This is a genomic window from Pseudomonas sp. NPDC087612 (assembly GCF_044743505.1).
Classification (GTDB): Bacteria; Pseudomonadota; Gammaproteobacteria; order Pseudomonadales; family Pseudomonadaceae; genus Aquipseudomonas.
On record NZ_JBIUWO010000002.1, the window covers coordinates 63,031 to 85,143 of the forward strand.

The following is a 22,113-nucleotide window of genomic DNA, read 5'->3' on the forward strand; positions in this document are numbered from 1 at the left end:
CCTACAGGTTATCTCAAGGCTCAGGAAGCCTGGGCCGGCTGCGCGGCATCCACAGGCTTTGGCAGTGACGACAGCATGGCCATGATCAGCGCCGCCAGGTAGGGCAGCGACTGCACCAGCAGCATGGTCACCCAGAAGCGCATGTCGTTGCTCGGCAGGCCCTGGACCAGGTAGATCCCGGCCGCTGCGCCCCACAGCAGCAACATGATGAACAGCTCTTCACGGGCCTCTGACAGCGCCACCAGCAAGCCATGGCTGTCGGCGTTCTTCGGCGTGCGGAAGAACGGGATGCTGCTGGTGAAGAAGCCGTACAGCACCGCCTTGGCGATGGTGTGCGACAGCGCAAGGCCGGCCAGGGCCGCGGCGAAGGCGTCCTTGAGGTTCACGCCCACCGCGCGGCGGTAGAGGAACACGATCTTGCCGACCTTGAACACGAACAACGCCAGTGGCGGAATCGCGAAGATCAGCAGCGGCGGGTCGACCCGCTGCGGCACGATGATCATCGCCGCCGACCACAGCAGGGCGCCGACGGTGAAGAAGATGTTCATGCCATCGGCGATCCACGGCAGCCAGCCGGCGAGGAAGTGGTAGCGCTGGCCACGGGTCAGTTCCGAGTCCTTGCCGCGCAACAGGCTTGCGGCATGGCGCTTGATGATCTGGATGGCGCCATAGGCCCAGCGAAAGCGCTGCTTCTTGAAGTCGATGAAGGTGTCGGGCATCAGGCCTTTGCCATAGCTCTCGTGGGAATACGCCGCCGAGTAGCCTTTCTCGAACACCCGCAGGCCCAGTTCGGCGTCTTCGCAAATGCACCAGTCGGCCCAGCCCAGCTCTTCGAGCACCGAACGGCGGGTCATGGTCATGGTGCCGTGCTGGATGATCGCGTCACGGTCGTTGCGGGTGACCATGCCGATATGGAAGAAGCCTTTGTATTCGCTGTAGCAGAGCTTCTTGAAGGTGCTTTCGTTCTGGTCGCGGTAGTCCTGGGGCGATTGCACCACGGCGATCTTCGGATCGGCGAAGTGCGGCACCATGTGCTTGAGCCAGTTGCGGTCGACACAGTAGTCCGAGTCGATCACCGCGATCACTTCGGCGTCCTTGGCGGTATGCGGAATCAGGTAGTTCAGCGCGCCGCCCTTGAAGCCCGCCAGGGGCGCGACGTGGAAGAACTTGAAGCGCTCGCCGAGCATCTCGCAGTGCGCCTTGATCGGCTCCCAGACCGCCGGGTCCTTGGTGTTGTTGTCGATGATCAGGACTTCGTAGTCCGGGTAGTCCAGCGCGGCCAGGGCGTTGAGGGTTTGTTTGACCATCTCTGGCGGCTCGTTGTAGCACGGCACATGCACCGAGACTTTCGGTCGGTACGCGGCGTCGGCCTGCACCGGCAGGAACTCCCGGCGGCGCTTGTGAATCCACACCGCTTCGGCCAGTTCATGGGCCTCGGTGAGCAGCACGATAAACACGCCAAGGGCGCCGAGGGCGAGCAAAAAGCCCACGGTGAGGCTGAACCAGGTGCTGTATTGCTGGCTGTAGTCGTAGCCGATCCACACCAGCACCGAACCGCAGAGGAAGGCGATGAAGGTCAGGAAGGTGCGCCCGCGCTGGCGCAGGGCCGAGCCGTCGATCAGCAGCAGGGTCAGCGAAAGCATCGCCAATACCACCGAGCCGACCGCCAGCACACGCCATTGCGGAATGGCCACCACCGGGCCTTCGAAGCTGAATTTCTGCTGGCGGGCAGCGTTGAACACGCCCCAGTAGGCACCCACCGAGCCTTCGTCGCTAGCCTTCCACGGCTGGTCGTAGGCTTCGATGACAAAGTAGTTGTAGCCCTGGCGGTTGAGTTTGTTGACCAGGGTGCGCAGGTAGATGGCCTGGTCAGCCGGGGTGGCATCGGCACCGCCGCGCATGCGGCCGTTGCTCGGCCAACCGACTTCAGACAACAGCAGCGGTTTGCGTGGGAATTGCTGCTTCAGATCGCGGGCACGATCCAGTACGAACTGGCCGGCATCCTTCATCGGGATGAACTCCCAGTACGGCAGGATGTGCGCAGCTACCAGGTCGGCATGCTTGGCCAGCTCCGGGTGTTCTTTCCAGATGTGCCACTGTTCACTGGTGGTCACCGGGACTTTTACTGCCGCGCGCACGCGGTCCATGTACTGGATCAGTGCTTCGGGGGTGATTTCCTTGCGAAACAGCGCTTCGTTGCCGACCATCACCCGCACCACGCTGCGCGAGCTGTTGGCCAGTTCGATGGCTTTGTCGATTTCCCGTTCGTTGCGCTCAAGGTCCGGGCTGATCCACACCCCCAGGGTCACGCGCAGGCCGAACTCTTCGGCCAGGCGCGGAATCTCGGCCTGGGTACCTTCCACCGTATAGATGCGGATGCTGTCGGTCAGCTTGCTGAGCTGTTCGAGGTCCTGGCGCAGTTCGTCCTCGCTGGGGTACTGGCCCTTTTGCGGGCTTTCGCCCTGGCGGAACGGCGAATAGGAGAAACCGGAAATCTGCTCCGGCCAGTTGGGGGCGGAAACCGGGCGGTTGATCAGCGCCCAGAACCCGGTGAATAGCGCGGCGATAGCCATGACTATTACCAGGTTGATACCAAATTTACGCGATGACATAGATAGTTCGGGTTCCGAAAGGTGGAACGGGCGGGCGCCATGAGGCGCGAATCCTGCGTGCTTCCTGCTCAGCTTGTGTAAGAACAGGTCGGTGGCAGAAGATTGGATTGGCTTCAGGAGCTGAAGTTCTTAGCCCGTACTTTTGTCGTCCAAGTCTTTGGATTGCATAGGACATTAAAGCAGGATTACAACTGCCTTGACCAATGCATGACTCGGGTGGCGGCCACGGCAGGGTGTCATCGCACCCCAAGAGGCCTATAATACGCGCCGGTTTTTTCGGGGTTGGGCCATGAGTACAGAAGATCCACGCTTTGCCGGTGTCGCCCGGTTATACGGTGACAACGGCCTGCAGCGCCTGCGCGAGGCCCATGTGGCTATCGTCGGTATCGGCGGGGTCGGCTCCTGGGCGGCCGAAGCCATGGCCCGCAGCGGCGTGGGCGAAATATCGCTGTTCGACCTCGATGATGTCTGCGTCAGTAATACCAACCGCCAGCTGCATGCCCAGGAAGGCAATATCGGCCGGGCCAAGGCCGAGGTCATGGCCGAGCGCCTGCGGGCCATCAACCCGGCGTGCAAGGTGCATGCGGTGGTGGACTTCGTCACCAAGGAAACCCTGCCCGAGTACATCGGCGAACACATCGACTGTGTGATTGACTGCATCGACAGCGTCATGGCCAAGGCCGCGCTGATCGGCTGGTGCAAGCGCCACAAAGTCACCATCATCAGCACCGGGGGCGCCGGCGGGCAGATCGATCCAACCCAGATCCGCGTCGCCGACCTGAACAAGACCTTCAACGATCCGCTGGCCTCGCGGGTGCGTTCGACCTTGCGCCGCGACTACGGCTTTTCCCGCACGGTAACCCGCAACTACAGCGTGCCCTGTGTGTTTTCCACCGAACAGCTGCGCTACCCCAAGGGTGACGGCAGCGTCTGTCTGCAGAAGAGTTTTGTTGGCGAAGGGGTTAAGCTGGACTGCTCAGGCGGCTTCGGCGCGGTGATGATGGTCACCGCGACCTTCGGCATGGTCGCCGCCAGCAAAGCGGTGGAAAAGCTTGTGGCCGGCGCTCGGCGCCCGTCCGAGCGCCAGGCTCAGACACCTGCGGCAAGCTGAGCCATGCGTTGCAGCACGGCGTTCAGGCCGTTGCTGCGCGAGGGTGAGAGCTGGCGGCCCAGGCCTAGCTGGTTGAACCAGGCGGGCAGGTCCAGTTGCGCAAGCTCAGCGCTGGACAGGCCCTCGACCCGCACCAGCAGCAGCGCCAGCAAACCGCGGATGATCCGTGCATCGCTGGCGCCTTTGAAGCGCCACTGACCATCTTGCTGTGCCGCCACCAGCCAGACCTGGCTTTCGCAGCCATGGACTCGGTTGGCTTCGGACTTTTCTTCTTCGCTCAAGGGCACCAGGTGCTCGCCCCATTGCATCAGCAGGCGCGCGCGTTGTTCCCAGCCGGCTGCTTGTTCGAACGAATCAAGGGCTTGCTGCGCAGCGACAGGCAGGCTCATCGCAGCAGCTCCAGGGCCTGATCCAGGGCGTCGAAGAAGCGCTGCAGGTCGTCGGAGTCGTTGTACAAGCCCAGCGATACGCGGATGGCACCGTCCAGGCCGAGGCTTTTCAGCAACGGCATGGCGCAGTGATGGCCGGCGCGTACGGCGATGCCCTGCTCGGTGAGCATATGGGCCAGGTCAGCGTTGTGCACGCCCTCGACCACGAAACTGGCCAGGGCCACTTGCGGCTGACCGAGCAGGCGGATGCCTTCGCGGTCGTTGAGGCCACGCAGCAGGTGGCGGTGCAGGCCGGCTTCATGCTCGGCAACAGCATTGGCATCCAGGCCGGCCAGGTAATCGAGGCTGGCCCCGAGGCCGATGACGCTGGCAATCGGCGGCGTACCGGCTTCAAAACCCAGGGGCGCCGGGCGAAAGCTGGCGCTGTGGTAGTCGGCGACCTGGACCATCTCGCCGCCGAACTGCCAGTGTCGCAGGCGCGCCAGGGCTTCACTGCGGCCGTAGAGCACACCGACACCGTCCGGGCCATAGAGCTTGTGGCTGGAGAACACGTAGAAATCGCAGCCCAGTTGGCGAACGTCGTGACGGCCGTGGACCACGCCCTGGGCACCGTCGACCACGGTTAGTGCACCTTGGGCCTGGGCATGGGCCAGCAGGGGCTCCAGCGGCTGCCAGGCGCCGAGGACATTGGACAGCTGGCTGACCGCCAGCACCCGGGTACGCGGGCCAATCAGTTGCAGGGCAATGTTCAGATCGATCAGGCCGCGGCTGTCCAGTGGCAGCACCACCAGCTTGAGCCCACGACGCTGGGCCAGCTGTTGCCAGGGCAGCAGGTTGGCATGGTGTTCGAGGGCGCTGATGGCAATTTCGTCACCGGCCTCGAACAGCGGCTCAAGCCCGTAGGCGAGCAGGTTCAGGGCCGAGGTGGCGCCGTGGGTGAAGACAATCTGCTGGCTGTCGGCGGCGTTCAGCCAGCCGGCGACCTTGTCGCGGCTGCGTTCGAAGGCCTGGGTAGCCAGGGCGCCGGGCAGGTGTTGGGCACGGTGCACATTGGCAGCACCATGGCCGTAATAGTGGCTCAGGGCATCGAGCAGGAGTTGCGGTTTTTGCGTGGTAGCGGCGCTGTCCAGGTAGGTCTGGTGCTGGCGTTGCAGGGCGTCGATGGCTGGGAAGTCAGCGCGCCAGGGGGAGGGCTGGAACATGATGGTCGGACCTGAAAATCGGGCCTGGCGTTAGGCCAGACCCGATGGTACCACTTAGTTGTGGGCGTGCAGCGCTTCGTTCAGCTCGATGGCCGACTTGTGGGTCTTGCACTCCACCGCGCCGTTGAGCGAGTTGCGGCGGAACAGCAGGTCGGTCTGCCCTGCCAGGTCGCGGGCTTTGACCACCTTGACCAGCTGGTTGTTCTCGTCCAGCAGGTTCACCTTGGTGCCGGCGGTGATGTACAGGCCGGCTTCGACAGTGTTGCGGTCGCCCAGCGGGATGCCGATACCGGCGTTGGCGCCGATCAGGCAGCCTTCGCCAACCTTGATGACAATGTTGCCGCCGCCGGACAGGGTGCCCATGGTCGAGCAGCCGCCGCCCAGGTCCGAACCCTTGCCGACGAAGACGCCCGCGGAAACACGGCCTTCGATCATGCCCGGGCCTTCGGTGCCGGCGTTAAAGTTGACGAAGCCTTCGTGCATGATGGTGGTGCCTTCGCCGATGTAGGCGCCCAGGCGCACACGGGCGCTGTCGGCGATACGCACACCGGCAGGGACGACGTAGTCGGTCATTTTCGGGAACTTGTCTACCGAGAATACTTCCAGCAGCTCGCCCTTCAGGCGCGCTTCCAGTTGCTGCTCGGCAAGCTCGGCCAGGTCGACGGCGCCCTGGCTGGTCCAGGCAACGTTTGGCAGCAGCGGGAAGATCCCGGCCAGGTTCAGGCCATGTGGCTTGACCAGGCGGTGCGAGAGCAGGTGCAGCTTCAGGTAGGCTTCCGGGGTGGAAGTCAATGCGGCGTCTTCGGCCAGCAGGGTGACCACCAGCGGCTTGTTGCTTTCGGCCAGGCGGGTCAGCAGTGCGGCCTGGGCAGCATCGACACCCTTGAGGGCTTCGGCCAGTTGCGCGGCCTGGCTGGTGCTGAAGGCGATCGCCTGGTTGCCGCCTTCATAGCCCAGGACCGGGGCGATGGCCGCGACCAGCTCGGCAGCCGGGTTGATCAGCGGTTGGGCGTAGAAGACTTCCAGCCAGGCGCCTTGACGGTTCTGGGTGCCGACACCGAAGGCCAGGCTGAACAGGGTAGTGGACATGCAGTTACCTCTTGCGAAATTGAATGAAAGCTCGGCGCCGGGTTACTGAAGGGCGGCCGCGTACAAATCAGGCTTGAAGCCGACCAGGGTCCGCTTGCCGAGGTCGAGCACAGGGCGCTTGATCATCGACGGCTGGGCCAGCATCAGTTCGATGGCCTTGGCCTGGTCGAGATCGGTCTTCTGGGCGTCGTCGAGCTTGCGGAAGGTGGTGCCGGCGCGGTTGAGTACCGTTTGCCAGCCATGTTCATCGCACCAGCGCTCAAGGCTTGCACGGTCGATGCCCTGGGCCTTGTAGTCGTGGAAATCGTAGCCCAGGCCCTGCTCTTCGAGCCAGGTGCGGGCTTTCTTCATGGTGTCACAGGCCTTGATTCCATAAAGGTGCAATGGCGTGTCGCGTTTGGTCATGTCTTGCCCCCCTAGGAAAAAATGGTGAAGGATTATGCCATGGTCGGCGGCGTTGGGTTGGCGTTGCCATGGCTCTTTGTAGCATTGTGTTACAGGTTCTGGGCAGTTCTGCGACTTTTGTGCAGCGGTGCGCCGGCAGCCTAAGCGGCTAATATGTCGTTTCAATGGCAAAACCGTGCCCAGGCCCGCATAAGTTATTGAATGCGTTTGAATTGAACAGGACTCGCCGAATGCAATCAGCCTACACCGTTCTCATCCTGCTGATGCTGGTGAGTGTTTCCAAACTGGTCGGGCGGGTTATCCCGCTGCCGTTGCCACTGGTGCAGATCGGCGCTGGCGCCTTGCTGGCGTGGCCTACCCTGGGCCTGCACGTGGCCTTGGACCCAGAATTGTTTCTGTTCTTGTTTTTGCCGCCGCTGCTGTTTTCCGATGGCTGGCGGATGCCCAAGCGCGATCTGTGGAAGTTGCGCGGGCCGATCCTGACCCTGGCCGTTGGCCTGGTGCTGTTTACCGTGGTGGGTGCCGGTTATTTCATTCACTGGATTTTGCCGAGCATTCCCTTGCCGGTGGCCTTCGCCCTGGCTGCGGTTCTGTCGCCCACCGACGCCGTGGCGGTGTCGGCCATTTCCCAGGACCGGCTGCCGACGCCGTTGATGCACATGCTCCAGGGCGAGGCGCTGATGAACGACGCCTCGGGCCTGGTGACCTTCAAATTCGCCCTGGCCGCGGCAATCACCGGCGTGTTCTCGCTGGCCGAGGCCAGCCTGACCTTCGTGCTGGTGGCTGTCGGCGGCCTGGCCATCGGTGTCGCCCTGAGCTGGCTGGTCGGGCGCCTGCGTGCCTGGATGATCGCCCGTGGCTGGGATGACCCGGCCACCCACGTGGTGTTCATGTTGCTGCTGCCGTTTGCCGCCTACGTGCTGGCCGAGCGCCTGGGCGCCTCCGGCATTCTCTCGGCGGTAGCGGCTGGGATGATGCAAAGCTGGCTTGACCTGCTGCCCCGGCAGACCAGCACGCGCCTGCTCAACCGCAGCGTCTGGTCGCTGCTGGAGTTCGCCTTCAATGGTTTGATCTTCCTGTTGTTGGGCCTGCAGTTGCCCGACATCATCAAGGCGGTGACCAGCCACGAAGCCTCGCTGTGGCCGACCTTGCTGTGGCGCTGCCTGGATGTGGTGGCGATCTTCGCGGTACTGCTGGCCTTGCGCTTTATCTGGGTGCAGAGCATCTGGCGCCTGATCGGGGTGATCCGCCGCTGGCGTGGTAAAGAGGACCTGGTGCTGATGCCCAACGCGCGTTCCTGCTGGCTGTTGACGGTCGGCGGTGTGCGCGGGGCGGTGACCCTGGCCGGTGTCATGTCGGTGCCGCTGCTGATCAGCGCCGGCAAGGACTTCCCGGAGCGCGACTTGCTGATTTTCATCGCCGCCGGGGTGATTCTGCTGTCGCTGGTGTCGGCCTGTATTGCCCTGCCGCTGTTGTTGCGCGGGGTGACCAAGAGCCCGGATGACGCCCTGCGTCAGGAAGCCCAGGAGGCCTGGCGCCGCACGGCCGAAGCGGCGATTCATGCCCTTGAGGCAGAGGACCTGAGTGAGGCCGGCACCCCGCTGGACGCTTCGCAGGCGGCGCTGGCGGCCGAGCTCAAGGCGCGCTTGATGGCTGAATACCGGCATCAGCTTGATACCTTCAACGACAGCGCCGAAGCCCAGGCCCTGGCCGAACAGATGGACCAGCTGGAGCGGCGCTTGCGATTGCGGGCGCTGCGGGCCCAGCGCCTGGAGCTGTACAACCTGCACCGCCAGCACCAGATAGGTGATGATGTGGTGCGTCAGGTGCTGGGGGAGCTGGATATGAGTGAGGCGAATCTGGGGCAGGTCAGGTAGGTGTGTTGGCTAGGGGGTAGGCTCGGCGCATGAATGCCAGATCATATTCGCTCAACGTCTTGTTTGCCCCCACTTCCCAGTCACCCAGGGTCATCCACTGCGCAATTGGATAATGCATGATCGACTCGCGGTCGTAGGTTGTGAACAAGGTATTTGCTTCAGTTTGCTTCTCCAGAAACTGGCTGCGTACATCGGCCTCGCTCCATCCCCGCTGCTGGGTCATGACCTTCATGAGCTCGTCTTCATTCCAGGGAATGTCAGCTAACGGGTTTTGATGTTCGTGGGTGGCGCCAAAGACATGGCCGAACTCATGCAGGACGGTCGGCTCGAAGTATTCGCTGTCCGGCAGGACGTTCAGGGTCATTGTTTCGTTTGTTTTGATCAGCAGTGCATCAGTTCCCAGGGCAGACTCATTGTGCAGGGCCTTGGGGTCGAGCTTGATCCTGATATCGGCCTGCAGGTAGTTGTCGTGGTACAGGGCTATGCCGAGGTTGGCGCCTGACTGCGACACCCATTGGCTCCCTGTATTGAGAATTTTCAACTTCAGTTCGGTGCTGGGTGAGCCCAGAAACGAAAATTTCAGGGTGCGCCCTGGCTGCCAGAGACGGGTGGAACCATAAATCGCGCGTTTTTTGCGCGACCCTGAATGGCTGGGAGCATTGGCAGGGTTTTCCGCGATGGCTGCTTCGTAGGAAAGCTGCGGGTCGACGTTGTGGCGGTAACGGCAAAAGATCAAATCGCTCATGAGGGAGTCCTTCTCGTTCGTGAGCGTGAAGTGTCTCCAGTCAGGCGCCGGATCAAGTGGTAGATAAAGCTTTAGTTGTGGCTTTTTCAGGGCAGGCGGCACCGGCTGTTCCGATGCCGCCGATCCATCAGCGGGTGAGGAAGTCTCGAATCCGCCCGGCCGCCTCGACGCACTCGGCCAATGGCGCTACCAGCGCCATGCGCACGCGCCCGGCACCTGGGTTGACGCCATCCACTTCGCGCGACAGGTACGAACCCGGCACTACGGTCACGTGCTGGGCTTCGAACAGGTCACGGGTGAACGCTGCGTCGTCGCCTGGCACCTTGGCCCACAGGTAGAAGCCGCCGTCCGGGCGCTGCACATCCAGCACCGGGGCGAGGATTTCGAGCACTGCGTCGAACTTCTCGCGGTACAGGTCGCGGTTGGCCAGTACGTGTTGTTCGTCGTTCCAGGCGGCGATGCTCGCCAGTTGGGTTTGCACCGGCATGGCGCAGCCGTGGTAGGTGCGGTAGAGCAGGAACGGCTTGATGATCTCGGCATCACCTGCGACGAAGCCCGAACGCAGGCCCGGCAGGTTGGAGCGCTTGGACAGGCTGTGGAACACCACGCAACGCTTGAAGTCGCTGCGGTCAAGCTCGACGCAGGCGCTGAGCAGGCCTGGCGGCGGGCTTTGTTCGTCGAAGTACAGCTCGCTGTAGCACTCGTCGGCGGCAATCACGAAATCGTACTGGTCGGCCAGGGCGATCAGTTTTTTCAGGGTGTCCATCGGCACCAGGGCGCCGGTGGGGTTGCCCGGGGAGCAGAGGAAGAGGATCTGGCAGCGCTGCCAGGTCTCGGCCGACACCGCATCGAAGTCCGGGTTGAAACCGTTGCTGTCCAGGCATGGCAGGTAGTGCGGGGTGGCGCCGGCCAGCAAGGCTGCGCCTTCGTAGATCTGGTAGAACGGGTTGGGGCTGATCACCAGGCCGTCATCGGCGCGATTGACCACCGCCTGGGTGAAGGCGAACAGCGCTTCCCGGGTGCCATTGACCGGCAATACGTGTTTGTCGGCATCCAGCCAGCCGGCCGGTACGCCAAAGCGCTGTTCGCACCAGCGCACGATGGCCTGGCGCAGGGCGGGCAGGCCGGCGGTGGTGGGGTACACGGCCATTTGCTTGAGGCTGTCGGCCAGGGCCTGGGCGACGAACGCCGGCGACTCATGCTTCGGTTCACCGATCGACAGGGCAATGGCGCGTTTGTCCGCCGCAGGCGTCACGCTGCCGAGCAGCGCACGGAGTTTCTCGAACGGGTAGGGCTGAAGCTGGTTCAAAGCGTTGTTCATCGGCGCAAGGTCTCGTCAAACGGTCAAATGGTCAGGCGGGTCAAAGGCACCCCGGTCGCCTGGTCGACGCGCAGTTGCTCGACGATCGCATCCTGCAGGCGGCTGCACAGTTGCGGGTCGGACAGGGGCTGGTTGTCGGCGTCGGTAATGAAGAACACGTCTTCGACCCGTTCGCCGAGGGTGGCAATCTTGGCATTTTGCAGCGACAGGTCGAACTCCAGGAAGATCTTGCCGATCCGCGCCAGCAGGCCGGGGCGGTCGGGGGCGCTGAGTTCGAGGATGGTCACCGGGCGCTGGGCATCGTTGTGGATGGTCACCTGCGGGGCAAAGGTGAAGTGCTTGAGCTGGCGCGGTACCCGGCGCTGGATGATGGTCGGGTAGTCGTCGGGGTTACGCAGGGCGTCGGTCAGACCGTCGCGAATCTGTTTGACGCGCGCGGGATTGTCGCCGATCGAGCCGCCATCGTTGTCGAGCACGATGTAGGTGTCGAGGGTGAACTGGCTGCTCGAGGTAATGATGCGGGCGTCATGGATGTTCAGGTTGAGCTGGTCCATGGCCGCCACGGTCACGGCGAAAAAGTCGTGCTGGTCGGGGGCATAGATGAAGATCTGGGTACCGCCCTCGAACTCGCGCTGGGTGGTTTCCTTGATCAGCACCAGCGGCCCGCCGTCGGCCGGCTGCTGGAGGATGGCATCGCTGTGCCAGGCGACGTCAGCGGCGGTATGGCGCAGGAAGTAGTCATCGCCCAGTTGCGACCACAGTTGCTCGACGTCGTCCGGGTCGGTGCCTTCGCGAATGAGGATGTCCAGCGCCGCGCTCTGGGTCTGGCGGATCTGCTCTTCGCGGTCCAGCGGGTTCTCCAGGCCGCGGCGCAGGGCGCGCTTGGTCTCGGTGTAGAGCTGGCGCAGCAGGCTGGCGCGCCAGGAGTTCCACAGGCTGGGGTTGGTGGCGTTGATGTCGGCCACGGTCAGCACGTAGAGGTAGTCCAGGCGGGTTTCATCGCCCACCAGCAGGGCAAAATCGTAGATCACCTGCGGGTCGGAGAGGTCCTTGCGCTGGGCGGTGGTGGACATCACCAGGTGATGCTGTACCAGCCAGACGATCAGGCGGCTGTCCCAGCTTGGCAGCTGATGACGCGCGCAGAAGGCCTGGGCGTCTACCGCGCCGAGCTCGGAATGATCGCCCTGGCGGCCCTTGCCGATGTCGTGATAGAGCCCGGCGAGGTAAATCAGCTCCGGCTTGGGCAGGCGGCCCATGAGCTTGCTGGCCAGCGGGAATTTCTCCGAAACCGGGGTGTACTGCAGTTTGCGCAGGTGCTTGATCAGGTTCAGGGTGTGCGCATCGACCGTGTAGATGTGGAACAGGTCGTGCTGCATCTGCCCGACGATCAGACCGAACTCCGGCAAGTAACGGCCGAGAATGCCGTAGCGGTTCATCCGCCGCAGGTTGCGGTGGATGCCGATCTCGCACTTGAACAGCTCGATGAACAGGCTGGTATTGCGGATATCGTTACGAAACTCGTCGTCGATCAGGTGTCGGTGTTCGCGCAGCAGGCGGATGGTGTCGGCGCGCACGCCCTTGATTTCCGGGTGCTGGGCCATCAGCACGAAGATTTCCAGCATGGCGAACGGCGTGCGTTTGAATACGTTTGTGCGCACGGCCTCGATATAGCCGTCATGCAGCTGGAAGCGGGCATTGAGTGGCTGGGCGTTGCCACTGTCGTCGTCGAGGATGACCTCTTCGAAGTGCTGGATGATCAGGTCGCTGAGCTCGGCGATGCTCATCACCACCCGGTAATACTGCTGCATGAACTGCTCGATGGCACGCTTGGGGTTCTCGTCGCCAAACCCCAGCAGCGCGGCGATGCTGCGCTGGTGGTCGAACAGCAGGCGGTCTTCAGCGCGCCCGGCCAGCATGTGCAGGGCGTAACGCACTTTCCAGAGAAACTCCTGGGACGAGGCCAGCAGGTTGTTCTCGCTTTCCAGCAGGAAACCTTCGCCGGCCAGGGCGTGCAGGTTGAGGGTGCCGTACTGGCGGCGGGCGATCCACAGCACCGTCTGGATGTCGCGCAGCCCGCCCGGCGAGCCCTTGACGTTGGGCTCAAGGTTGTACTCGGTGTCGTTGTACTTGTGGTGCCGGGCCTTTTGCTCGGCCCGCTTGGCCAGGAAGAATTCCTTGCTTGGCCACATGTGCGCGGTGCTGGTCACTTCGAGCATGCGCTGGCGCAGGTGCTCGGGCCCAGCAATGGTGCGGCTTTCCATGAGGTTGGTGACAACCGTCAGGTCGGCACGGGCCTGTTCTGCGCATTCATCGACCGAGCGCACGCTCTGGCCCACTTCCAGGCCGATGTCCCACAGCAGGGTCAGAAAGCGTTCGATCGAGTCGCGAAAGACTTCATGATCGGCGCTGTCGAGCAGAATCAACAGGTCGATGTCGGAATAGGGGTGCAGCTCGCCGCGCCCATAACCGCCGGTGGCGATCAGGGCGATATCGGCATCTTCGCTCCAGGTAAACTGGTTCCACGCCTGTTGCAGGATATTGTCGACGAACCAGGCGCGGTCCTCGATCAGCCGGCGGATCTCGCGACCGCTGCGAAAACGGTTGTCGAGCACCTCGCCGGCCTGGCGGATGGCTTTCTTGAAGGCAGCGATGGGGCTTGCCTTGAGGGCCAGTTCCGCCTGGAACTGGCCGCGATCGAACAGCTCGGGATCCACCTGGGGCATCGAGAGGCTTTCCTGTAAGAATCAGGCCGATGTGCGAGGAATGGTGTCGTCTTTGCGCAGGGTGAAGATCTCGTAACCGGTCGCGGTCACCACCAGGGTGTGTTCCCATTGGGCCGAGAGCTTGCGGTCCTTGGTGATGGCGGTCCAGCCGTCGCCCAGCACCTTGGTGTCGGCCTTGCCCTGGTTGATCATCGGCTCGATGGTGAAAGTCATGCCTTCTTTCAGTTCCATGCCGGTGCCGGCGCGGCCATAGTGCAGGATCTGCGGCTCTTCGTGGAACACCTTGCCGATGCCGTGGCCGCAGAATTCGCGGACCACCGAGAAACCGTTCTTTTCAGCGTGCTTCTGGATTACTTCGCCGATGTCGCCCAGGCGGCAGCCCGGCTTGACCAGCTCGATGGCCTTGTACATGCATTCCTGGGTGATCTGCGAGAGGCGTTCGGCCCAGACGGGCACGTTGCCGACGTGGAACATGCGGCTGGTGTCGCCGTGGTAGCCGTCCTTGATCACCGTGACGTCGATGTTCAGGGTGTCGCCATCCTTGAGCGGCTTGTCACCGGGGATGCCGTGGCAGACCACGTGGTTGACCGAGGTGCAGATCGACTTGGGGAAGCCTTTGTAGTTGAGCGGCGCCGGGATAGCCTGCTGGACGTTGACGATGTAGTCGTGGCACAGGCGGTCGAGCTCCTCGGTGGTGACACCGGGCTTGACGTGCTCTTCGATCATCTCCAGGACTTCGGCGGCCAGGCGGCCGGCGATGCGCATCTTTTCGATGTCTTCGGCGGTTTTGATGGTAACGGTCATTACAGGCTCTCTACGGCGCAGCAAGGCGCGAATAATCTGGGGAAAGGCCGGATTCTAACAGAGCGAAGCCCGATTCAGGCGGCTATGGCGCTGATACAGCCTTTATATAGGGGCCATTCTGGCGCTAATGGGCGGTGTGTGCAAAAGCCGGTGACGTTCTATGGTAATTCGGGTTTCGCTCGGCGAGCTTGTGTGGTATAAAATGCGCCGCTTTCCGGGGATAGCTCCGGAAGCACTAAACCCACACACGTGTCGACACGATGACCTGGGTGCCTTTGATCTGCGGATCACGGGTTGGTCATTGGGATACGTGGAGGCCCAACCCGACTTATCAAGGAACTATCATGTCCCAAGTCAACATGCGCGATATGCTGAAGGCCGGTGTGCACTTCGGTCACCAAACCCGTTACTGGAACCCGAAAATGGGCAAGTACATTTTCGGCGCGCGCAACAAGATCCACATCATCAACCTTGAAAAAACCCTGCCAATGTTCAACGACGCACTGACTTTCGTCGAGCGTCTGGCCCAGGGCAAAAACAAGATTCTGTTCGTTGGCACCAAGCGTTCCGCTGGCAAGATCGTTGCTGAAGAAGCAGCACGTTGCGGTTCGCCGTACGTCGATCACCGCTGGTTGGGCGGCATGCTGACCAACTACAAGACCATCCGCGCTTCGATCAAGCGTCTGCGCGACCTGGAAACCCAGGCCGAAGACGGCACTTTCGCCAAGCTGACCAAGAAAGAAGCCCTGATGCGCTCCCGTGATCTGGAAAAACTGGATCGCAGCCTGGGCGGTATCAAGGACATGGGCGGCCTGCCTGATGCCCTGTTCGTGATCGACGTTGACCACGAGCGCATCGCTATCACCGAAGCCAACAAGCTGGGCATCCCGGTCATCGGCGTTGTCGATACCAACTCCAGCCCAGAAGGCGTTGACTACATCATCCCAGGTAACGATGACGCCATCCGCGCTATCCAGCTGTACATGGGTTCGATGGCTGACGCCGTGATCCGTGGCCGCAACAACGTTGCTGGCGGTACCGAAGTGTACGCCGAAGAAGCAGCAGCACCGGCTGCCGAAGCCTGAGTAACTGACGCTTAGCGTCTACTCGGCACGCGAAAAGGGGGCTTTGCCCCCTTTTTGCCACCTTGAAATCCTCCTGTCAGCATCGCCGTTGCAACCTTGTTACTGCATGAGTGCTGGCAAGTGGATTTACAGAATTGAACGCCCGTCAGTATCGGGTGGAATGGTTGAAAACCTATCCAAGAGGATTTTGAAATGGCAGAGATTACTGCAGCGCTGGTCAAAGAACTGCGCGAGCGTACCGGCGAAGGCATGATGGACTGCAAGAAGGCCCTGACCAAGGCCGGCGGCGACATCGAAAAAGCCATCGACGACATGCGTGCTTCGGGCGCCATCAAGGCCGCCAAAAAGGCTGGCAACGTTGCTGCTGAAGGCGCTATCGCCATCAAGGCCGACGACAAGTCCGCCGTCCTGCTGGAAGTGAACTCGCAGACCGACTTCCTGGCCCTGCAAGACGACTTCAAAAACTTCGTCGCTGAAAGCGTTGAACAGGCTTTCGCTGAAAAACTGACCGACGCCGCTCCGCTGATCGCTTCGCGTGAAGCTGCTCGTGAAGCGCTGGTTGCCAAGGTTGGTGAGAACGTCAACATCCGTCGCCTGGTGCGCGTTGAAGGTGACGTTGTCGGTACCTACCTGCACGGTAACAAGATCGGTGTTGCTGTTGTCCTGAAGGGCGGCGACGTCCAGCTGGCCAAAGAAATCGCCATGCACGTGGCTGCCAGCAACCCAGAGTTCCTGAATCCTTCGGAAGTCTCCGCTGAAGCAATCGAGCGCGAGAAGGCTGTATTCATGCAGCTGAACGAAGAGAAGATGAAGGGCAAGCCTGAGAACATCGTCGCCAACATGATCGACGGTCGCATCAAGAAGTTCCTGGCCGAAGCTTCGCTGGTCGAGCAAGCCTTCGTCATGAACCCGGAAGTCAAGGTCGGCGAGCTGGCCAAGAAAGCCGGTGCTGAAATCGTTTCGTTCACCTACTTCAAAGTAGGCGAAGGCATCGAGAAGCCGGTCGACAACTTCGCTGAAGAAGTTGCTGCCCAGCTGGCTGCTGCCAAGCAATAAGACAGATTCACCTCTGTCGCCCCGAAGAGGCTGCCCGCTCACGCGCGCAGCCTCTTTGTCAAAGCGGGAGCGGTTTACGAGACCGCCTTTCGCTGGCGCAGTAGCTGCGCCACGCTAGAGTTACGCGCAGGCTGAAAACAGCCCGCCAGATTTTTTTACAAACGCCGCAGGAGAGATTCGCAATGGCTCAGCAGGGCAGTGGTTATCAAGCTCGCTATAAACGCATTCTACTCAAGCTTAGCGGCGAGGCCCTGATGGGCTCGGAAGAGTTCGGGATCGACCCCAAGGTCCTGGATCGCATGGCGCTGGAAGTCGGCCAGTTGGTCGGCATCGGTGTTCAGGTAGGTTTGGTGATCGGTGGTGGCAACCTGTTCCGTGGTGCGGCGCTCAGTGCAGCCGGCATGGACCGCGTCACTGGCGACCACATGGGCATGCTGGCGACCGTGATGAATGGCCTGGCCATGCGCGATGCGCTTGAGCGCGCCAACATTACCGCGATCGTCATGTCGGCCATCTCCATGGTTGGCGTTACCGATCACTATGATCGTCGCAAAGCCATGCGCCACCTGAACTCCAAAGAAGTGGTCATCTTCGCTGCCGGTACCGGCAACCCGTTCTTCACCACCGACTCCGCCGCTTGCCTGCGCGCCATCGAAATCGATGCCGACGTGGTATTGAAGGCAACCAAGGTCGATGGTGTATACACTGCAGATCCATTCAAAGACCCGCATGCCGAGAAGTTCGATCATCTGACCTACGATGAAGTGCTGGATCGCAAGCTGGGCGTGATGGACCTGACGGCAATCTGCCTTTGCCGCGATCACAAGATGCCGCTGCGCGTCTTCAACATGAACAAGCCCGGCGCCCTGCTGAACATCGTGCATGGCGGCGCTGAAGGAACTCTGATCGAGGAAGTTCAAAAATGATCAACGAAATCAAGAAAGACGCTCAAGCGCGTATGCAGAAATCCCTGGAGTCTCTGGCTTATGCGTTTGGCCAGATTCGCACCGGCAAGGCACACCCAAGCATCCTGGCAAGCGTGATGGTGCCTTACTACGGTACCGACACCCCGATCAGCGGCGTCGCCAACGTCACCGTTAAAGATTCGCGCACCCTGCAGGTCGTGGCTTTCGAGCGCAACATGCTCGCTGCCGTTGACAAGGCCATCCAGAGCGCCGGTTTGAACCTCAACCCGACCAACCTGGGTGAGTTGCTGCTGATCACCATGCCAGCCCTGACTGAAGAAACCCGCAAGGGCTTCACCAAGCAGGCGCGCAGTGCGGCCGAAGACGCTCGCGTGGCTGTGCGCAACATTCGCCGCGATGCTCTGGGTGAACTGAAGAAGCTGGTCAAAGACAAGGAAATCAGCGAAGACGAAGAACGTCGCGCCATCGCTGATATCGACAAGCTGACGAAAGATACCGAGGCCCAGATCACCAAGGCCACCGAAGAGAAAGAAAAGGACCTGATGGCCGTTTAAGGGTCGGGACTTTTTTTAATGGAAAAGACCAAGCAAGGTGTGTCCCCATCGGTGCCGCGCCATGTCGCGATCATCATGGATGGGAATAATCGCTGGGCGAAGAAGCGCCTGTTGCCCGGTGTCGCCGGGCACAAGGCCGGTGTCGATGCGGTGCGCGCGGTCATCGAGGTGTGCGCCGAGGCCAAGGTCGAGGTGCTGACCCTGTTCGCCTTTTCCAGCGAGAACTGGCAGCGCCCGGCCGAAGAGGTCGGAGCGTTGATGGAGTTGTTCTTCTCGGCCTTGCGCCGGGAAGCCAAGCGCCTCAACGACAACAATATCAGCCTGCGCATCATCGGTGACCGCTCGCGCTTTCACCCTGAGCTGCAGGCTGCCATGCGTGAGGCCGAAGCGGCGACCGCCGGCGCCAATCGATTCATCCTGCAGATCGCCGCCAACTACGGTGGTCAGTGGGATATCGCCCAGGCCGCCCAGCGCCTGGCGCGGGAAGTCCAGGCCGGTCACCTGCGCCCGGACGACATCACCCCCGAGCTGCTGCAGACCTGCCTGGCGACAGGCGACCTGCCGCTGCCCGACCTGTGCATCCGTACCGGTGGTGAGCACCGCATCAGCAATTTCTTGCTGTGGCAGCTGGCCTATGCCGAGTTGTACTTTTCCGACCTGTTCTGGCCGGACTTCAAACACGAGGCCATGCGTACTGCGCTGGCCGATTTCGCTTCGCGCCAGCGCCGCTTCGGGAAAACCAGCGAGCAGGTCGAAGCTGGAGCCCGTGCTTAATGCTTAAACAACGCATCATTACTGCGCTGATCCTGTTGCCGATCGCCCTGTGTGGCTTCTTCCTGCTGAACGGCGGCGACTTTGCCCTGTTCATCGGCGTGGTGGTGACCCTTGGCGCCTGGGAATGGGCGCGCCTGGCCGGCCTGGTCGGCCAGGCCCTGCGGGTGGCGTACGCGGCTGTAGTTGCAGGGCTGCTGATGCTGCTCTACCTGATGCCGGAACTGGCGCCCTGGGTATTGGGCGCGTCGGTGTTGTGGTGGGGCCTGGCGACCTGGCTGGTATTGACCTACCCGCGCAGCAGCGAGCTGTGGGCCAGCGTGGCCTGCCGCTTGCTGATCGGTTTGCTTATCCTGCTGCCGGCCTGGCAAGGCCTGGTGTTGCTCAAGCAATGGCCGCTGGGCAACTGGCTGATCATGGCGGTCATGGTGCTGGTCTGGGGGGCGGATATCGGTGCGTATTTCTCCGGCCGTGCCTTCGGCAAGCGCAAGCTGGCCCCGCAGGTCAGCCCGGGCAAGAGCTGGGAAGGCGTCTATGGCGGCCTGGCCCTGAGCCTGGTGATTACCGCGGCGGTGGGTATCTACCGTGACTGGAGCATCGGCGAGCTGTTGCTGGGCTTGTTGGGCGCAGGCGTGGTGGTGCTGGTATCGGTGGTGGGTGACCTGACCGAAAGCATGTTCAAGCGCCGCTCCGGGATCAAGGACAGCAGCAACCTGCTGCCCGGTCACGGCGGTGTGCTGGACCGTATCGACAGCCTCACTGCGGCGATCCCGGTGTTTGCGGTGCTGCTCTGGGCAGCCAATTGGGGCGTGATGTGAGCGGCGTGCAGCGTATTACCGTACTGGGTGCGACCGGCTCCATTGGTCTTAGCACCCTCGATGTGATTGCCCGTCACCCGGATCGTTACCAGGTGTTTGCCCTGAGCGGCTATTCGCGCTTGCAGGAGTTGCTGGCCCTGTGCCTGCGTCACACCCCGGTATTTGCCGTGGTGCCTTCGGCCGAGGCTGCACAGCAACTGCGTGAAGGTCTGGCAACTGCAGGTTCGAGCACCGAGGTGCTGGTCGGCGAGCAGGGCTTGTGCCAGGTGGCTGCGGCTGCCGAGGTCGATGCCGTGATGGCGGCGATTGTCGGCGCCGCCGGCCTGCGTCCGACCCTGGCGGCGGTCGAGGCGGGCAAGAAGGTGCTGCTGGCCAACAAGGAAGCGCTGGTGATGTCCGGCGCCTTGTTCATGCAGGCAGTGCGGCGCAGTGGCGCTGTACTGCTGCCGATCGACAGTGAGCACAACGCGATCTTCCAGTGCCTGCCGGGTGATTATTCCCGCGGCCTGGCCCAGGTAGGCGTGCGCCGTATACTGTTGACCGCCTCCGGTGGGCCGTTTCGTGAAACGCCGATGGCCGAGCTCATGGATGTCAGCCCCGAGCAGGCCTGTGCCCACCCGAACTGGTCGATGGGCCGCAAGATTTCGGTCGACTCGGCAAGCATGATGAACAAGGGCCTGGAGTTGATCGAGGCTTGCTGGCTGTTCGATGCCCGGCCCGGCCAGGTCGAGGTGGTGGTGCACCCGCAAAGTGTGATCCACTCGCTGGTCGATTATGTCGATGGGTCGGTGCTGGCCCAGTTGGGCAACCCGGACATGCGCACGCCGATCGCCAATGCCCTGGCCTGGCCGGAGCGGATCGATTCGGGGGTGGCACCACTGGACCTGTTCGCGGTTGCCCGCCTGGACTTCAAGGCCCCGGACGAGCAGCGTTTCCCGTGCTTGCGCCTGGCCCGCGAGGCGGCGGAGGCAGGCAACAGTGCGCCGGCGATGCTCAACGCGGCCAATGAAGTGGCGGTGGAGGCATTTCTCCAGCGGCGCATCCGCTTCCCCGAGATCGCGAGTATGATCGAACAAGTGCTCGATCAGGAGCCGGTGGTTGCGGTCGAGTCGCTCGATGCGGTGTTTGCCGCCGATCAGCGCGCGCGGCAACTGGCCGGACAATGGTTGGCTCATCACGGCCGCTGAGGTCTGGCGCAGTAATGCGTCAGGCCCGGTGCCGCTGAACGTCATTCGGAGAGAGACATGAGTGCGCTCTACATGATTATCGGCACCCTGGTGGCATTGGGTGTGCTGGTCACCTTTCACGAATTCGGTCACTTCTGGGTGGCCCGGCGTTGCGGCGTCAAGGTTTTGCGTTTCTCCGTGGGTTTTGGCATGCCGCTGTTGCGCTGGCACGACCGCCATGGCACCGAGTTCGTGGTTGCGGCGATCCCGCTGGGCGGCTACGTGAAAATGCTCGATGAGCGCGAAGGCGAAGTGCCACGCGACCAGGTCGAGCAGTCGTTCAATCGCAAGTCGGTGCGTCAGCGTATCGCAATTGTGGCGGCGGGCCCGGTGGCCAACTTTCTGTTGGCGATTTTCTTCTTCTGGATCCTGGCCATGGTTGGCACCCAGCAGGAGCGCCCGGTCATTGGTGCGGTCGAGGCCGGGAGTATTGCCGAGGTGGCCGGGCTCAAGGCAGGCCAGGAAATTGTTTCCATTGATGGCAAACCGACCAGTGGCTGGGCTGCGGTCAACCTGCAACTGATCCGTCGCCTGGGCGAGAGTGGCCAGTTGCACATCAGCGTGCGGGAAGAGGGTGCGAGCGTCGACAGCCCCCACGTGCTGACCCTGAACAACTGGCTCAAGGGCGCCGACGAGCCCGACCCGATCCGCTCCCTGGGCCTGCGCCTGTGGCGCCCGGCGTTGCCGCCAGTGCTGGCTGAACTCGACCCCAAGGGCCCGGCGCAGGCCGCCGGGCTGAAAACCGGCGACCGTCTGCTGGCCCTCGATGGCCAGGTGCTGAACGACTGGCAACAAGTGGTTGATACCGTGCGTGGCCGCGCCGGCAGCAAGATTGTCCTGCGCATCGAGCGTGACGGCGCGCCGCTGGAGCTGCCGGTAACCCTGGCCAGCCGTGGCGAAGGCCAATCGGCCACGGGGTACCTCGGGGCGGGGGTCAAGGCGGTGAAGTGGCCGGATGCCATGCTTCGCGAGGTCAGCTATGGGCCGCTCGAGGCTGTGGGGGAGGGGCTTTCACGCACCTGGAACATGAGCGTGCTGACCCTCGAATCGCTGAAGAAAATGCTGTTCGGCGAGCTCTCGGTAAAAAACTTGAGCGGACCGATAACCATTGCTAAAGTGGCGGGCGCTTCGGCCCAGTCCGGCGTTGGAGATTTCCTGAATTTCCTCGCCTACCTGAGCATTAGCCTGGGGGTTCTTAATTTGCTGCCCATTCCTGTACTGGATGGGGGGCATTTGCTGTTCTACCTGATCGAGTGGGCGCGTGGTCGTCCGCTCTCGGATCGGGTGCAAGGTTGGGGGATCCAGATCGGTATCAGTTTGGTAGTCGGGGTGATGTTGCTTGCCCTGATCAACGATTTGGGTCGACTGTAAAGCTTCGCTCAATTGCGAACCTGCCGCG

The 22,113-nt window shown here is 62.2% G+C and carries 19 protein-coding genes; 10 read left to right on the forward strand and 9 right to left on the reverse strand.

All coding sequences use genetic code 11. From position 1 onward, the window contains the following. Positions 1-20: 20 nt before the first annotated feature. The gene (locus ACIOVF_RS03830; protein WP_401287678.1) at positions 21-2,612 is read right to left on the reverse strand and encodes a glycosyltransferase; all 2,592 of its coding nucleotides are present in this window, start codon (positions 2,610-2,612) and stop codon (positions 21-23) included. A 289-nt stretch (positions 2,613-2,901) separates the two neighbouring features. Between ACIOVF_RS03830 and tcdA the strand changes: the two genes are divergently transcribed. After that, the gene (tcdA, locus tag ACIOVF_RS03835) at positions 2,902-3,723 is read left to right on the forward strand and encodes a tRNA cyclic N6-threonylcarbamoyladenosine(37) synthase TcdA (RefSeq protein ID WP_045193641.1); all 822 of its coding nucleotides are present in this window, start codon (positions 2,902-2,904) and stop codon (positions 3,721-3,723) included. Here the strand turns inward: tcdA and ACIOVF_RS03840 are convergent. The 4 genes from ACIOVF_RS03840 to ACIOVF_RS03855 are packed head-to-tail and all read right to left on the reverse strand — an operon-like array spanning position 3,702 to position 6,808. Further along, positions 3,702-4,112 carry a SufE family protein gene (locus ACIOVF_RS03840; protein WP_195885819.1) on the reverse strand — a complete coding sequence of 137 codons (411 nt, stop codon included), beginning with the start codon at positions 4,110-4,112 and terminating at the stop codon, positions 3,702-3,704. The two genes, tcdA and ACIOVF_RS03840, sit on opposite strands and share 22 nt — an antisense overlap. Further along, positions 4,109-5,314 (reverse strand): aminotransferase class V-fold PLP-dependent enzyme, encoded by a 1,206-nt coding sequence (locus tag ACIOVF_RS03845; RefSeq protein ID WP_401287683.1) that lies wholly within the window; start codon positions 5,312-5,314, stop codon positions 4,109-4,111. The genes ACIOVF_RS03840 and ACIOVF_RS03845 overlap by 4 nt, the downstream gene beginning before the upstream one ends. Positions 5,315-5,368: 54 nt before the next feature. Then, the gene (gene dapD / locus ACIOVF_RS03850; RefSeq protein WP_045193637.1) at positions 5,369-6,403 is read right to left on the reverse strand and encodes a 2,3,4,5-tetrahydropyridine-2,6-dicarboxylate N-succinyltransferase; all 1,035 of its coding nucleotides are present in this window, start codon (positions 6,401-6,403) and stop codon (positions 5,369-5,371) included. Between the two features lie 42 nt (positions 6,404-6,445). Further along, entirely contained in the window at positions 6,446-6,808 is a 363-nt protein-coding gene (locus ACIOVF_RS03855) for an ArsC family reductase (protein WP_401287687.1), read from the reverse strand. A gap of 230 nt (positions 6,809-7,038) precedes the next feature. On the opposite strand from ACIOVF_RS03855, the gene ACIOVF_RS03860 reads away from it, so the two are divergent. After that, on the forward strand, positions 7,039-8,685 hold the full coding sequence (locus ACIOVF_RS03860; protein WP_045193634.1) for a Na+/H+ antiporter: 1,647 nt from the start codon (positions 7,039-7,041) through the stop codon (positions 8,683-8,685). Here the strand turns inward: ACIOVF_RS03860 and ACIOVF_RS03865 are convergent. The 4 genes from ACIOVF_RS03865 to map all read right to left on the reverse strand — a co-directional run bounded on the left by ACIOVF_RS03865 (position 8,678) and on the right by map (position 14,278). Next, positions 8,678-9,430, reverse strand: a complete 753-nt coding sequence (locus ACIOVF_RS03865; RefSeq protein ID WP_045193633.1) for a M12 family metallopeptidase — start codon at positions 9,428-9,430, stop codon at positions 8,678-8,680. The two genes, ACIOVF_RS03860 and ACIOVF_RS03865, sit on opposite strands and share 8 nt — an antisense overlap. Before the next feature lie 127 nt (positions 9,431-9,557). Then, on the reverse strand, positions 9,558-10,751 hold the full coding sequence (gene dapC / locus ACIOVF_RS03870) for a succinyldiaminopimelate transaminase (protein WP_093386680.1): 1,194 nt from the start codon (positions 10,749-10,751) through the stop codon (positions 9,558-9,560). Between the two features lie 23 nt (positions 10,752-10,774). Beyond that, the gene (locus ACIOVF_RS03875) at positions 10,775-13,474 is read right to left on the reverse strand and encodes a [protein-PII] uridylyltransferase (protein ID WP_401287691.1); all 2,700 of its coding nucleotides are present in this window, start codon (positions 13,472-13,474) and stop codon (positions 10,775-10,777) included. Between the two features lie 21 nt (positions 13,475-13,495). After that, complete coding sequence (gene map, locus ACIOVF_RS03880) at positions 13,496-14,278, reverse strand: type I methionyl aminopeptidase (RefSeq protein WP_093386675.1); 783 nt, start codon at positions 14,276-14,278, stop codon at positions 13,496-13,498. Positions 14,279-14,622: 344 nt separating this feature from the next. Between map and rpsB the strand changes: the two genes are divergently transcribed. From rpsB to rseP, 8 genes are all read left to right on the forward strand, one after another. Then, complete coding sequence (rpsB, locus tag ACIOVF_RS03885) at positions 14,623-15,363, forward strand: 30S ribosomal protein S2 (RefSeq protein WP_045193628.1); 741 nt, start codon at positions 14,623-14,625, stop codon at positions 15,361-15,363. 192 nt (positions 15,364-15,555) lie between these two features. Further along, entirely contained in the window at positions 15,556-16,419 is an 864-nt protein-coding gene (gene tsf, locus ACIOVF_RS03890; RefSeq protein WP_045193627.1) for a translation elongation factor Ts, read from the forward strand. 182 nt (positions 16,420-16,601) lie between these two features. Next, positions 16,602-17,345: a UMP kinase gene (pyrH, locus tag ACIOVF_RS03895; RefSeq protein WP_010224848.1), complete on the forward strand. Its 744-nt coding sequence runs from the start codon at positions 16,602-16,604 to the stop codon at positions 17,343-17,345. Further along, a complete protein-coding gene (frr, locus tag ACIOVF_RS03900; protein ID WP_045193626.1) occupies positions 17,342-17,899 on the forward strand; it encodes a ribosome recycling factor in 558 nt (185 codons plus the stop codon). Before pyrH ends, frr begins: the two co-directional genes overlap by 4 nt. A gap of 18 nt (positions 17,900-17,917) precedes the next feature. Further along, a complete protein-coding gene (uppS, locus tag ACIOVF_RS03905) occupies positions 17,918-18,673 on the forward strand; it encodes a polyprenyl diphosphate synthase (RefSeq protein WP_010224846.1) in 756 nt (251 codons plus the stop codon). Then, positions 18,673-19,488 carry a phosphatidate cytidylyltransferase gene (locus tag ACIOVF_RS03910; RefSeq protein ID WP_045193625.1) on the forward strand — a complete coding sequence of 272 codons (816 nt, stop codon included), beginning with the start codon at positions 18,673-18,675 and terminating at the stop codon, positions 19,486-19,488. Before uppS ends, ACIOVF_RS03910 begins: the two co-directional genes overlap by 1 nt. Next, positions 19,485-20,675, forward strand: coding sequence for a 1-deoxy-D-xylulose-5-phosphate reductoisomerase (ispC, locus tag ACIOVF_RS03915; RefSeq protein WP_093386673.1), 1,191 nt, complete (start codon positions 19,485-19,487; stop codon positions 20,673-20,675). Before ACIOVF_RS03910 ends, ispC begins: the two co-directional genes overlap by 4 nt. A gap of 57 nt (positions 20,676-20,732) precedes the next feature. Further along, a complete protein-coding gene (gene rseP / locus ACIOVF_RS03920; RefSeq protein WP_195885827.1) occupies positions 20,733-22,085 on the forward strand; it encodes an RIP metalloprotease RseP in 1,353 nt (450 codons plus the stop codon). Positions 22,086-22,113 lie beyond the last annotated feature (28 nt).